The following is an 11,975-nucleotide window of genomic DNA, read 5'->3' as shown; positions in this document are numbered from 1 at the left end:
GTGATCGGGGTGTACGGGTTCGGGCCGGGGGTGTTCGAGGTGATCGAGCGGCAGCGGCCGAGCGGCAGGGGAGAGCTCGAAATCGCCGACACGATCAACGGGCTGCTGGCGGCAGGGCGGCGGGTGGAGGTGGAGGTGACGCCGCAGGCGTGGATCGACACGGGGAAGATGGAGGATATCCTCGAGGCGAACCGGCTTCTGCTGGCGACGCTGGAGGGGAGGGTAGCGCCGGGGGCGCGGGTCCACAGCAGCCGGCTGGAGGGGATGGTGGTCATCGAGGATGGGGCGGAGGTGGAGGACAGCGTGGTCCGCGGACCGGCGGTCATCGGGGCGGGGGCCCGGGTGCGCGGCAGCGAGGTGGGGCCGAACGTCTCGCTGGGGCCGGGCTGTGCGGTGGTGCGGAGCCGGCTGGAGGATTGCATCGTGATGGAGCAGAGCGAGGTGGTGGAGTGCGCCAGGGTGGCCCATTCGATGCTGGGGCGTTTCGTGCACGTGCGCGGCGTGCCGGCGGGGTCGCGGTTGACGCTCGGCGACCACGCGCGGGTGGAGGCCGGCGGGTGAGGGCGCTGGTCACCGGCGGCTGCGGGTTCATCGGCAGTCACATGGTGCGGGCGCTGGTGCGGGACGGCTGGGAGGTGGTGAACCTCGACCGAATGACCTACGCGGCGAACCCGGCGAACGTGGCGGCGGTAGCGGACCACCCGAACTACCGCTTCGTGCAGGGCGATATCTGCGACGGGGGGCTGGTGCGGGAGCTGCTGGAGGGGGCGGACGCCGTGCTGAACTTTGCGGCCGAGACGCACGTGGACCGTTCGCTGCTGGAGCCGGGAGCCTTCGTGCGGGCAGACGTGGAGGGCGTGGTGTCGCTGCTGGAAGCTCTTCGGGAGCGGCCCGGGACGGTGTTCGTGCACATGTCGACGGATGAGGTGTTCGGGAGCGTGCCGGCGCCGCTGGAGATGCGGGAGGATGCGCCGTTCGCACCGAGTTCGCCGTACGCGGCCAGCAAGGCGGCGGCGGAGCTGATGATCCGGGCGTACGCGGAGACGTACGGGCTGGGTGCCACGGTGGTGCGTTCGTGCAATGTGTACGGGCCGAACCAGCACATGGAGAAGTTCATCCCGCTGTTCACGCTGCGGGCGCTGGCGGGCGAGCCGATGCCGCTCTACGGCGACGGGCTGCAGGAGCGGGAGTGGCTCTATGTCGAAGACCTGGTGGAGGCGCTGCGGCTGGTGCTGCGAGGAGCCTCGGCTGAGCCCGGGGTGCGCGCGGTGCACGTGGGCAGCGGCGAACGGCTGCGCAACCGGGAGGTGGCGGAGCTCATCTGCGAGCTGCTGGAGCGGCCCCGGGAGCTGATCCGGCCGGTAGCCGACCGCCCGGGCCACGACCGGCGTTACGCGCTGGATAGCTCGCGCCTGCGGGCAATGGGGTGGGCGCCGCGGCGGCGGTTCGCCGAAGGACTGGCGCTGACGGTGGCGTGGTACCGGGACCACGGCGAAGCGTGGGCGCGGACGGCGAATGGTGATTTCTCGGCGTATTTCGCGCGGCAGTACGGGGAGCGGCTGGGCACCCGGGAGGGGTAGGGCGGCGGGGCGGTGCCGGGGAGCGTGCCCTCAATCGCGCGCGAGGCCAGCCTACGGAGCGTGCTCCCAATCGAGCATGATGGCCTCGATTTCGTCGCCGGGGTTGGCGGCGGGCACGTGCTCGGGGATGACGGCGAGGGCGTTGGCGGCGCTCATTGAGGTGAGGATGCCGGAGCCCTGGGGACCGGTGAGGTCGGCGTAGTAGCGGCCATCCTCGCCGCGGGTGACGATGCAGCGGGCGTAGAAGCGGCGGCCGTCGGGGTTGCGGACGTAGTCGCGGGAGATGACCCGGAGCGTGGGGCGCTCCCAGTCGGAGCGGCCGAGCATGGTGAAGATGGCGGGGCGGCCGAAGAGTTCGAAGGAGACAATGGAGGAGACGGGGTTGACGGGGAGGCCGAGGTGGGGGACGCGGCGGCCATCGGGGGCGGTGAAGGCGCCGAAGGCGAGGGGCTTGCCGGGGCGCATGCGGACGGTCCAGAAGTCGACCTGGCCCTCGCGGGCGAGGACGTCCTTGACGACGTCGAAGTCGCCACGGGAGACGCCGGCGCTGGTGACGAGCATATCGGCGCGGAGGCCTTCGCGGATCTTGCTGGTGAGGTCTTCGACCGTGTCGCGGGCGATGCCGAGGGTGTGCGGGATGCCGCCGTACTTTCGGACGAGCGCGGCGACGCTGTAGGCGTTGGCATCGTAGATGCGGCCGGGGAGGAGCGGTTCGCCGGGCGGGGTGATTTCGTCGCCGGTGGAAAGGATGGCGACCACCGGCCTGCGGATGACCGGGACCTCGGTGAGGCCGATGGAGGCGAGCACGCCCACCTCGGAGGGCCGAAGGACGCGGCCGCGGGGGATGACCACCGAGCCCTCGCGGACGTCTTCGCCACGGTAGCGAATGTTGGCGCCGGGGTTGGCGGCTTTCAGGATGCGGACGGTTCCGGTGCGGCGGGCGGCCTGGTTGATGCCGCGGAGCGCCTCGTCGGTTTCTTCGAAGGGGACGATGGCATCGGCGCCGGGCGGCATGGGGGCGCCGGTCATGATGCGGACGGCTTCGCCGGGACCGACGGGAGTTTCGAGGACGTAGCCGGCGGCGAGGTCGGCGATGACGCGGAGTTCGACCGGCGACGACTCCGAGGCGCCGGCGGTATCGGCGGCGCGGACGGCGTACCCGTCCATGGCGGTGTTATCGAGCGGGGGGATAGCGAAGGGCGCGGTGATGTCTTCGGCGAGGACCTGGCCGAGGGCATCGAGGAGGGGCTTGCGCTCCTGGGGGAGCGGGGCGAAGTAGCTGAGGATGCGGTCGCGCGCTTCTTCGACGGAGATCATTCCCGGGGTGGTCATGGTGGGAGTGTAGCGAAGGCGCGCGGCGCGTTCAGGCGAGGCGGACGGCGAGGCAGGTGGTGGTGCGCTGGACTCCGCTCACTTTCTGGATCGATTCGGTGATGGCGTTGCCGAGGGAATCGAGGTCGTCGGCTTCGACCTGGGCGATGACATCGAATGGGCCGGTAACGGTATCGACGGAGACGAGGCGGGCGCCGGGGTAGCTGAAGTTCTGGATGGCGGCCGAGACGGCCTTCGCCTTGCCGACTTCGGTTTCGATGAGGATGTAGCCGCGGACGGCCATGGATGGTCCCCTCCTGGTGAGCCTTGGGCGGATGATACGCGATGTTCAGCGCGTGGGGAGGGTGTAGGCGAGCGCGGGTTCGGCGGCGGAAACCCCCTCGCGGACAGTGACGGGCAGGCGGAGTTCGATGCGTTCGATGAAGCAGAGGGCCTCCTGGCCCTCGCGGCAGTAGTAGGCGGAGAGGGTGGCCGTGAGCGCGGCCTCGCCCGGGGCAAGGAGAACGGGCACCGGGAAGCTGACAGTGGGGTCGTCGGTCTGCCACTGGAGGCGGCGCTCGCCGGGTTCGAGGACGGCGGGATTAGTGGTAGCGAATTCGATGACCGAGGGGCCGGACGCGTTCAGGTGGTAGCCGGGCGGCGCCTCGATGGCGACGCGCAGGTTGGCGGCACCGGGAGCGACCTCCTGCGCGGGGAGTTCGACGACGGAGAGGATGCCTGGTGCGGCCGGGCGAAGGAGTTCGAGGCCGCTGAGCGCGAGGGTGCCGACCTGGCCGGTGGCGGGCTCGAATATGCGGACGAGGTGGTTGGCGGAGTCGGCGATGTAGAGGAGCCCGCCGGCGAAGGCGAGACCTGAAGGTTCGTTGAAGCGGGCCTGCCCGGCGGGACCATCGGCCCAGCCGCGGTCGGAGCCGGCGGCGGTGCCGAGCACGCCAGCTGCGGCATCGAGGATGCGGATGCGGTGGTTGTAGGTATCGCCGATGTAGAGAGCGCCGCCCGGGGCGATGGTGATGCCCTGGGGGTGCTGGAGGCTGGCCTGGCGGGCGGGGCCGTCGGTATCGCCGTAATCGAACAGGCCGGTGCCGACGAGGGTGGTGACCTCACCGTCGCCATCCAGCGGGACGGTGCGGACGGAAGAGCTTTCGGGGTCGACCCAGTAGAGATTAGCTGAATCGGCGGTGATGCCGGACGGCTGGGCGAGGGTGGCGAAGGCGCGGCGGGGGCCGTCGTCGATGCCCTCGCGGCTGGTGCCTGCGAAGACCTCCATGATGCCGGAGGCGAGGTCGAGCAGCCAGACCTGGTGGACGCCGGCCATGGTGATGTAGAGGCGCTGGCCGACCTGGACGAGGTCCCAGGGGGAGGCGAGGTCGACCTGGCGGGCGGGCGCCGGTCCTGTGGGAAGCTGCTGGAGCTGGCGGCCGGTGCCGGCGATGGTGGTCACGGCGCCGGTGGCGAGGTCGATGGCGCGGACGGCGTGGTTGCGGGTATCGGCGACATAGAGGGTGGCGGAATCGGGGGAGAGGGCGAGACCCTGGGGCTGGCGGAAGGCGGCTTCGGCGGCCTCGCCGTCGGCGAAGCCGGGCTCGCCGGTGCCGAAGACGCGCAGGATGTGGCCATCGCGGGAGGCTTCGATGACCCGGTGGTTGCCGGCATCGGCGATGTACAGGCGGTCGAGCGCTTCGCTGGCCGCGACATCGGCGGGGTAGCTGAGGGCGGCGGTGGCGGGCGGCGCGCCGGGGGCGAGGGGCAGCGGCTCGCTGCGGAGGAGGCCGCGGGCGCCGAACTCGTCGCGGAGCGACGCGAGGATGGGCTGGAAGAGGGGGTAGACGCCTTCGCCCTCGTGGTAGCCGACCAGGTTGCCGGCGGGGTCGATGAGGACGAGGGTGGGCCAGGCGCGGGCGCCGAAGGTCCGCCAGACCTGGAAGTCGGCGTCGTTGATCACCGGGTGGGTGATGCCGAAGCGGGCGATGGCCTGGCGGATGGTGTCGTCCTCGTGCTCGGCGGCGTACTTGCCGGAGTGGACGCCGATGACGACGAGGGTATCGCCGAATTCGCCCTCGAGGCGGTGGAGGTCGGGGATGATGTGCTGGCAGTTGATGCAGCCGGCAGTCCAGAAGTCGAGGAGGACGATGCGGCCCCGGAGCTGTTCGAGGGTGAGCGGGCGCTGGACGTTGAACCAGGTGAGCCCGGCCGGGAAGGGCGGCGCGGGGTGACTGCCTGCCCAGGACTTGCGCGGGGCCTGTTCAGCCACGCTGGTGGTCCCGGAGAGCGGCGGGTCGCTGCGGCCGCGGTTGCAGGCGGCTCCTGCGACTGCGAGGAGCAGGAAGGCGAGGCATAGGGCCATGATACGGGAGCGCCGCGGGGCCATAGGGGCATGGTACGCCGCCGGGGAGCCGGGCCGGGGCAACGGACGGTAAGGCGGGGCGCGGCTATACTGCTGACGCCGATGGCAACGGACGCGGGAACGCTCGACCGCCTCGCGGAGGAGGCGCTGGCCGGCCTTGCGGAGGCCGCGGACGAGGCTGCGCTCGATGCATGGCGGGCCTCGTGGCTCGGGCGGCAGGATGGCCGGCTGACGTTGCTGTTGCGCGGCATCCGCGAGGTGCCGCAGGAGGAGCGGGCGGCCTACGGCGCGGCGGTCAACGGGCTCAAGGCGCGGCTGGAGGAGGCGCTGGAAGAACGGCGGCAGGCCCTCCGCAGGGCGCAGCTGGAGCGGCTGGCGCGCGAGGCGGCGGTGGATGTGACCCTGCCGGGGCGACCCCAGCCGCTGGGCCGGCTGCACCCGGTGACGCAGACACTGCGGGACTGCCTGGAGGCGTTCAGGGCGATGGGCTTCCGGGTGGCTGAAGGGCCCGAGGTGGAGTGGGACCGGTACAACTTCGATGCGGCGCGCATCCCGGAGGACCACCCGGCGCGGGATATGTGGGACACCATTTGGGTAAACACGCTCATCGATGGCAAGCGGCGAATGCTGCTGCGGACCCACACGACGCCAAACCAGATTCGGGTGATGGAGCGAACGCCGCAGCCGCCGGTGCGGGTGGTGGTGCCGGGGAAGTGCTACCGACAGGAGGCGACCGACGCAACGCACGAGTGGATGCTGACGCAAATCGAGGGGCTGGCGGTGGACGAGGGCGTGCGGATGACCGACCTGAAGGGCGTGCTCTACGAATGGGCGCGGGCGATGTTCGGTTCGGACCGGCGGATCATCTTCCACCACTCGTACTTCCCGTTCGTGGAGCCGGGCGTGGAGATGGCGATCGACTGCTTCATCTGCCGGGGGGACGGGCGGGCCTGCCACACCTGCCACGGGACTGGCTGGATCGAGATCCTCGGGGCGGGAATGGTGCACCCGGAGATTATCGCGAACGCGGGGTACGACGCCGAGCGGGTGACGGGGTTCGCCTTCGGGATCGGCGTGGAGCGGGTGGCGCTGCTGCGGTGGGGGATCGAGGACATTCGCCACTTCTATGCGAACGACCTCCGCTTCCTGGGCCAGTTCTGAGCGAAGGGGGACGACGATGAAGGTATCGCTGAACTGGCTGCGGGAGTACGTGAACGTGCGGCTGCCGGTCGAGGAGCTGACGCGGCGGATCACCGATGCGACGGCGGAGGTGGAGGGCTGGCGGGTCATCGGCGAGGGGTGGGACCCGGAGCGCGTGCGGGTGGCGCTGGTGGTGGGGGTGGACCCGCACCCGAACGCCGACCGGCTGCGGCTCGCGACGGTGGAGACGGGGCAGGGCCGGGTGCAGGTGGTCTGCGGGGCGCCGAACCTCGCGGTGGGGCAGAAGGTCGCGTTTGCGAGCGAAGGGGCGCGGCTGATCGACGGGCATACCGGCGAGCCGACGGTGCTCAAGCTTCGGCCGATCCGCGGCGTCGAATCGGCCGGGATGGTGCTGAGCGAGAAGGAGCTGGGGCTGAGCGATGACCACGAGGGGATCCTCGTGCTGCCGGCCGATGCGCCGGTCGGGGTGGCGCTGGCGGATGTGCTCGGCGATGTGATCCTCGAGGTATCGACGTGGGCGAACCGGGCCGACCTGCTGGGGATGGTGGGGTTCGCGCGGGAGGTGGCGGCGCTGACCGGGGAGGTGCTGCGCGAGCCGCCGCTGACCTACACGGAGAGCGGGCCGGCAGTGGAGGAGCTGGTCTCGGTGCGGGTGGAGGCGCCTGATCTCTGCCGGCGGTTCACGGCTTCGGTGATCGAGGGGCTGACCATCGGCCCTTCGCCGGAGTGGATACAGGAGCGGCTGCGCAAGGCGGGGATGCGGCCCATCAACAACGTGGTGGATATCACGAACTACGTGATGCTGGAGACCGGCCAGCCGCTGCACGCGTTCGACTTCGACCTCGTGCGGGGGCGGCAGATCGTGGCCCGCCGGGCGAAGGAGGGCGAGCGCCTGGTGACGCTGGACGGGGTGGAGCGGGTGCTCGACGGGGAGATGCTGGTGATTTGCGATGGCGAAGGGCCGGTCGGTATCGCCGGGGTAATGGGCGGCGGCAACAGCGAGGTGCACGAGGGGACGACGCGGGTGCTGCTGGAGGTGGCGAACTTCCGGGCCGGTTCGATCCGGCGCACATCGACGCTGCTCAAGCTGCGGACGGAAGCCTCGCTGCGCTTCGAGAAGGGCATCGGGCCGGAGATGGCGCTCTACGCGCAGCGGCGGGCGCTGCACCTCTTCGAGACGGTTTGCGGCGGGCGCATCGCGAAGGGCGTGGTGGATGTCTACCCGGGCAAGGAGCCGCCGCGCACGGTGGTCCTCGACGGCGAACGGCTCGAGCGGGTGCTCGGCATCGCGGTGCCGCCGGATGAGGTGCGTCGCATCCTGACGGACCTCGGGTTCGCGGTGCACCATGTGCCGCCGGCGCGCTTCAGCGTGCAGGTGCCGCCATGGCGGCCGGATGTGGAGATCCCGGACGACGTGGTGGAGGAGGTGGGCCGCATCTACGGCTACGACAAGCTGCCCGCGACAACCCTGCGGGGCACGCTTCCGCCCATGGAGGAGAACCCGGCGATGGCTCTGCGGGAGCAACTGCGGGACCTCGCGGCGGCGCTGGGCTTCCAGGAAGTCATTACGTACACGCTGACCACGCGGGAGAAGCTGGCGCTGGTCACCGACCCGGCGGATACGGTGCGGCGGAACCCGCTCGGGGTGGTGAACCCGGTCTCGTCGCAGCACGCCTTCCTGCGGACGAGCATGCGAAGCTCGGTGCTGGAGGTGTATGCCGCCAACCGGCGACAGGCGGAGGGGCCGCTGCGGCTGTTTGAGGTGGGGTACGAGTACCTGCCGGTGGAAGGGGATTTGCCATACGAGCGGCCGGTGCTTTGCGGGGTGCTGGGCGGCGCCCGGGAGGGCCGCTGGGCGGTGGGCGGCGGGGATGCGCTGGATTTCTTCGATGCGAAGGGGGTGGTCGAGGCGATGCTGCGGGCGGTGGGGGTACGCGGCAGTTTCGTGGCGGCGGAGGAGTTCGGCCTGCTGCCGGGGCACACGGCGAAATTCGGGGTGGGGCCTGAGATGGTTGGCGTGGTGGGGCAGGTGCACCCGGAAACGGCGGCGGCGTTCGACATCGAGGAGCCGGTGTTCCTGTTCGAAATCTGGGTGCACGACCTGGTGCGGCACCTGCCGGAGCGCCCGGCCTACCAGCCGCTCTCGCGCTTCCCGGCGGTGCGGCTCGACCTTGCGATCGTGGTCGATGCGGCGGTTCCGGCCGGCGCCGTGCTCGAGCTGGCGCGTTCGCACCGGAGCAACGGGGTGCGGGTGGCGGCCGAGCTGTTCGATGAGTACCGCGGGCCAGGCGTCGGGGAGGGGAAGAAGTCGCTGGCCCTGCGGCTCTGGCTGCGGGCGGACGACCGGACGCTGACCGACGAGGAGGCGATGAAGGTGCGGCAGGGCCTGCTGGCCCGCCTCGGCCGCGAGTTCGGGGCGGAGCTGCGCGGGCAGGGTGCCGGGAGCCGGTGATGGAGGAGCGGGTCATCGGCGGGTTCCACCGGCTGCTGGAGGGCGATTCGCCGTGGGAGACCGGGGGATTCACGCTTCCGGACGGGACGCGCTGGGAGTACCGGGAGCCGAACGCGGTCATCCTGGTGCGGAACGGGTGGCTGCAGGTGGCGGCGGTGCCCTTCACGCGGCGTCACGACCGGGTGCAGATCCTGGACAACGCGAAGCACATGTACTTTTCGAAGGAGCGGTTCCAGGTGCCGGAGGGCGGGCGGATTACGTTCGAAATCGAGGTGGCCGCGCAGACCTTTGGGACGGAGCCCGGGAACCTGTACGACGGCTACGTGTCGTGGAACCTGCTGGACCTCGAGACGGGCTGGGCGTTCGACTTCTTCACCGGCGGCGACCGGGTGGCGACGGTGTTCGGGCGGCTGCCGTTCCCCGGGGCGGTGCTGCCGGAGACCGGGGAGGCGCGCGCGTTCTGTATGTTCCACGAGCTGGACGAGCTGCCCACGCGCCAGGGGCAGGTCCATGCCTACCGCATCACGTACGACCAGGGCGGGGGGACAGTGGAGTTTGCGGCGGATGGCCAGGTGGTGGACCGCTACACGCGGATACCGGACCGGATCGGCGGGCTCACGGCGGCGCTGGGGCTGATGACCGAGATCGACATTCAGGATGGGCGCTCGGTGAGCTGCCACGGGCAGGGCGTCATCGGGCGGTGGAGCCCGATGCGGGTGAAGGTGGAAGGGTGAAGGTGGGAGGTTGGAGGTTGGAGGTGGGAGGTTCGGATGAAGGACGGCAAGAGCGGGCCGAGGTCCGTGTCCGGGGTGAGAGAGGATGGGGGAATGCAGGGCAGGGTGAGGGTCAGGCGCCGGAGAGGGCCTTGAGCCAGGTGTTCATGTCGAAGTAGTCGCGCCAGGCGGCGATTTTGCCGTTGCGAACTTCGAAGGCGCCGGCGACGGGCAGTTCGATGACGCGGTCGCTGGCGGCGAAGCGGTCGACCCGTTCGTTCATGACGAGGTTGCCGTTCGAGACCTGCCGCAGGACCTCCCAGCCGCGGGACTCGACCTGGGCGAGGAATCCCTGGAAAACGGCGGCGATGGCCTGGGGACCGACGACGGGCGCTGCCGGGATGTTGTGGTAGACGGCGTCATCGGTGAAGTAGGCGGCGAGGGCTGCGGGGTCGGGGCGAGGGTTCTGCCATTCGGCGATGAACGCGTTAACGACTTCTTCCGGGGACGACATGCAGGGGCTCCGTTTCAGGGAATGTCGTGTTCTTCGCGGCCGCCGGGGCCGGGGGTGCCGGCGAGGGCGGCGGGAAGCCAATCGGCGAGCAGGGCATCGATGCGGTCCTTCGCCTGGATAAGGGAGTGCCCGGCCTCGGCGAAGAGGGCGATGCGCTTGGGTTCGGCGGCGCGCCGGTAGATGTCTTCGCTGGCTTCGTGGGAGAGGACGGCATCGGACATGCCGTGGATGAGGAGGAGCGGGCGGCCGAGGGTGTCGACGTCCTGCGTGCCGTAGAGCTGGGGCGACATGGCGACGACGCCGCGAACGGCGGGCTGGAGGCCGGCGGCTTTGATGACCACGGCGCCCCCGAAGGAATGCCCGACCAGGGCGAGCTCATCGGCGCCGATGCCGCGGAGGAAGGAGCAGCCGGCAAGGACATCGAGGACGCATTCCTCGAAAACGTTCGGCTGGCGGTAATCGAGGCGGAGGACGGTCACCCGCCCGGGGGCGAGGAGGCCGGGGAGGCGCTCGTAGAGGCGGTCGGCGGGGCCGTCGACGCCGCCCATGGCGCCGCCAACAGCGACGACGGCGGCGGTGCCGCCTTCGACCGGGTGGAGGATACCGTCGATGGGGCCGCGGGTGGTTTCGAGGCGGATGCGGATGGCGGTGAGGGCGTCATCGAGAGGGGCTGCAGCGACGCGGAGGATGCGGAGGTCGAGGTCTTCGGGTTCGTCGAGGTCGTCCCACATATTGCCGGGCATACCGGGAGTATAACGCGCTGCAGCTGGCCGCCGGATTCTCTCCAGGCGACGTGAAGTTCCTGTAAGGCACCCCGCTGCTACCATGCGGGCGAATTGGGGCTAGAGCGGAGCAGCCGGCTGGAGGCGTTGCAAGCATGTCCGGGATTGCGGGGATCCTCGCCCGGGGCGGGCGGGAGGTGGCGCGGGAGGAGGTCCAGGCGATGGCCGGTCGGCTCCGGCACCGCGGCCCGGACGGCGAGGGCTCGTATTTCGGGCCGGGGATTGGGCTGGGGCATACGCGCCTCGCGATCATCGATTTGAGCCACGCCTCCGACCAGCCGTTCGTGGATGAGGCGGCGGGGCTGGTGCTGGTGTTCAACGGCGAGATCTACAACTACGTGGAGCTGCGGGAGGAGCTGCGGCAGCGGGGACACGCGTTTCGCACGAGCGGCGATACCGAGGTGCTGCTGCGCGCGTTCGCGGAGTGGCGAACCGGGGCCTTCGAGCAGCTGAACGGGATGTTCGCCTGCGCGGTCTGGGACGCGCGGCGGCGGGAGCTGGTGCTGGCGCGGGACCGCTTCGGGGAGAAGCCGCTGTACCTGGCGCGGGGCGATAGGGAAACGCTGTTCGCGAGCGAGATGAAGGCGATCCTGGCGGTGCGGCCGGCGCTGCGGGAGCCGAACCTGCGGGCGGTGTACCGGTACCTGGCCCGGGGGGACCTGGACCAGGACACGGAGAGCTTCTTCGCGGGCATCGAGAGCCTTCCGGCGGGGCACTACCTCGTGCTCGATGCGGAGGGGCGGGGGACGCCGGTGCGGTACTGGCGGCCGCGGGCGGCGGATGCGCCGCGGCGCCGGGAGGAGGCGACCGAGGCGTTCCGCGCGCTGTTCTTCGATGCGGTGCGGCTGCGGCTGCGGAGCGATGTGCCGCTGGGGAGCTCGCTGAGCGGCGGCCTCGACTCGTCGAGCATTGTGGCGACCATCCACGCGCAGAGGGAGGCGCAGCGGCTGGGGCCGCAGCGGACGTTCAGTGCGCGGTTCGATTCGCCGGCGCACGATGAGGGCCGGTTCATCCGGCTGGTGGTGGAGCGGGTGGGTGCGGAGGCGCACGAGGTATGGGTTCGGCCCGAGGCGTTCGAGGAGGAGTTCTCGGCGCTG

The 11,975-nt window shown here is 70.8% G+C and carries 11 protein-coding genes; 6 read left to right on the top strand and 5 right to left on the bottom strand.

The genetic code is table 11. The features are described from left to right. Together VAE46_RS04380 and rfbB are read left to right on the top strand one after the other, a co-directional pair. The coding region (locus VAE46_RS04380; RefSeq protein ID WP_322795700.1) for a sugar phosphate nucleotidyltransferase at window positions 1–561 on the top strand (561 nt) is incomplete at its 5' end. After that, window positions 558–1,580 carry a dTDP-glucose 4,6-dehydratase gene (rfbB, locus tag VAE46_RS04375; RefSeq protein ID WP_322795699.1) on the top strand — a complete coding sequence of 341 codons (1,023 nt, stop codon included), beginning with the start codon at window positions 558–560 and terminating at the stop codon, window positions 1,578–1,580. The genes VAE46_RS04380 and rfbB, both read left to right, overlap by 4 nt. Window positions 1,581–1,631: 51 nt before the next feature. On the opposite strand, the gene glp is transcribed toward rfbB, so the two are convergent. Genes glp through VAE46_RS04360 form a run of 3 tightly spaced genes read right to left on the bottom strand, consistent with a single transcriptional unit; the run spans window position 1,632 to window position 5,280 of the window. Then, window positions 1,632–2,912 carry a gephyrin-like molybdotransferase Glp gene (glp, locus tag VAE46_RS04370; protein ID WP_322795698.1) on the bottom strand — a complete coding sequence of 427 codons (1,281 nt, stop codon included), beginning with the start codon at window positions 2,910–2,912 and terminating at the stop codon, window positions 1,632–1,634. Window positions 2,913–2,943: 31 nt separating this feature from the next. After that, window positions 2,944–3,195: an Lrp/AsnC ligand binding domain-containing protein gene (locus VAE46_RS04365; RefSeq protein WP_322795697.1), complete on the bottom strand. Its 252-nt coding sequence runs from the start codon at window positions 3,193–3,195 to the stop codon at window positions 2,944–2,946. A gap of 45 nt (window positions 3,196–3,240) precedes the next feature. Then, window positions 3,241–5,280 (bottom strand): thioredoxin-like domain-containing protein, encoded by a 2,040-nt coding sequence (locus tag VAE46_RS04360; RefSeq protein ID WP_322795696.1) that lies wholly within the window; start codon window positions 5,278–5,280, stop codon window positions 3,241–3,243. Between the two features lie 78 nt (window positions 5,281–5,358). On the opposite strand from VAE46_RS04360, the gene pheS reads away from it, so the two are divergent. Genes pheS through VAE46_RS04345 form a run of 3 tightly spaced genes read left to right on the top strand, consistent with a single transcriptional unit; the run spans window position 5,359 to window position 9,603 of the window. Beyond that, on the top strand, window positions 5,359–6,417 hold the full coding sequence (gene pheS, locus VAE46_RS04355) for a phenylalanine--tRNA ligase subunit alpha (RefSeq protein ID WP_322795695.1): 1,059 nt from the start codon (window positions 5,359–5,361) through the stop codon (window positions 6,415–6,417). Window positions 6,418–6,433: 16 nt separating this feature from the next. Then, window positions 6,434–8,869 carry a phenylalanine--tRNA ligase subunit beta gene (pheT, locus tag VAE46_RS04350; protein ID WP_322795694.1) on the top strand — a complete coding sequence of 812 codons (2,436 nt, stop codon included), beginning with the start codon at window positions 6,434–6,436 and terminating at the stop codon, window positions 8,867–8,869. Then, window positions 8,869–9,603 carry a DUF6081 family protein gene (locus VAE46_RS04345; RefSeq protein WP_322795693.1) on the top strand — a complete coding sequence of 245 codons (735 nt, stop codon included), beginning with the start codon at window positions 8,869–8,871 and terminating at the stop codon, window positions 9,601–9,603. Before pheT ends, VAE46_RS04345 begins: the two co-directional genes overlap by 1 nt. A 112-nt stretch (window positions 9,604–9,715) precedes the next feature. On the opposite strand, the gene VAE46_RS04340 is transcribed toward VAE46_RS04345, so the two are convergent. After that, window positions 9,716–10,096 carry a limonene-1,2-epoxide hydrolase family protein gene (locus VAE46_RS04340; RefSeq protein ID WP_322795692.1) on the bottom strand — a complete coding sequence of 127 codons (381 nt, stop codon included), beginning with the start codon at window positions 10,094–10,096 and terminating at the stop codon, window positions 9,716–9,718. Between the two features lie 14 nt (window positions 10,097–10,110). Beyond that, the gene (locus VAE46_RS04335; protein ID WP_322795691.1) at window positions 10,111–10,839 is read right to left on the bottom strand and encodes a dienelactone hydrolase family protein; all 729 of its coding nucleotides are present in this window, start codon (window positions 10,837–10,839) and stop codon (window positions 10,111–10,113) included. Window positions 10,840–10,973: 134 nt separating this feature from the next. Between VAE46_RS04335 and asnB the strand changes: the two genes are divergently transcribed. Beyond that, the coding region (gene asnB / locus VAE46_RS04330; RefSeq protein WP_322795690.1) for an asparagine synthase (glutamine-hydrolyzing) at window positions 10,974–11,975 on the top strand (1,002 nt) is incomplete at its 3' end.

It is taken from the genome of Tepidiforma sp., from assembly GCF_034433535.1.
GTDB lineage: Bacteria > Chloroflexota > Dehalococcoidia > Tepidiformales > Tepidiformaceae > Tepidiforma.
This window is presented reverse-complemented; position numbering and strand designations above follow the sequence as displayed.

Excerpts from the sequence above, each read along its gene's own strand:
- VAE46_RS04335 (WP_322795691.1), bottom strand. The coding sequence starts at position 10,839 with ATGCCCGGCAATATGTGGGACGACCTCGACGAACCCGAAGACCTCGAC.
- VAE46_RS04360 (WP_322795696.1), bottom strand. The coding sequence starts at position 5,280 with ATGGCCCCGCGGCGCTCCCGTATCATGGCCCTATGCCTCGCCTTCCTG.
- pheS (WP_322795695.1), top strand. The coding sequence starts at position 5,359 with ATGGCAACGGACGCGGGAACGCTCGACCGCCTCGCGGAGGAGGCGCTG.
- VAE46_RS04365 (WP_322795697.1), bottom strand. The coding sequence starts at position 3,195 with ATGGCCGTCCGCGGCTACATCCTCATCGAAACCGAAGTCGGCAAGGCG.
- VAE46_RS04345 (WP_322795693.1), top strand. The coding sequence starts at position 8,869 with ATGGAGGAGCGGGTCATCGGCGGGTTCCACCGGCTGCTGGAGGGCGAT.
- pheT (WP_322795694.1), top strand. The coding sequence starts at position 6,434 with ATGAAGGTATCGCTGAACTGGCTGCGGGAGTACGTGAACGTGCGGCTG.
- glp (WP_322795698.1), bottom strand. The coding sequence starts at position 2,912 with ATGACCACCCCGGGAATGATCTCCGTCGAAGAAGCGCGCGACCGCATC.
- VAE46_RS04340 (WP_322795692.1), bottom strand. The coding sequence starts at position 10,096 with ATGTCGTCCCCGGAAGAAGTCGTTAACGCGTTCATCGCCGAATGGCAG.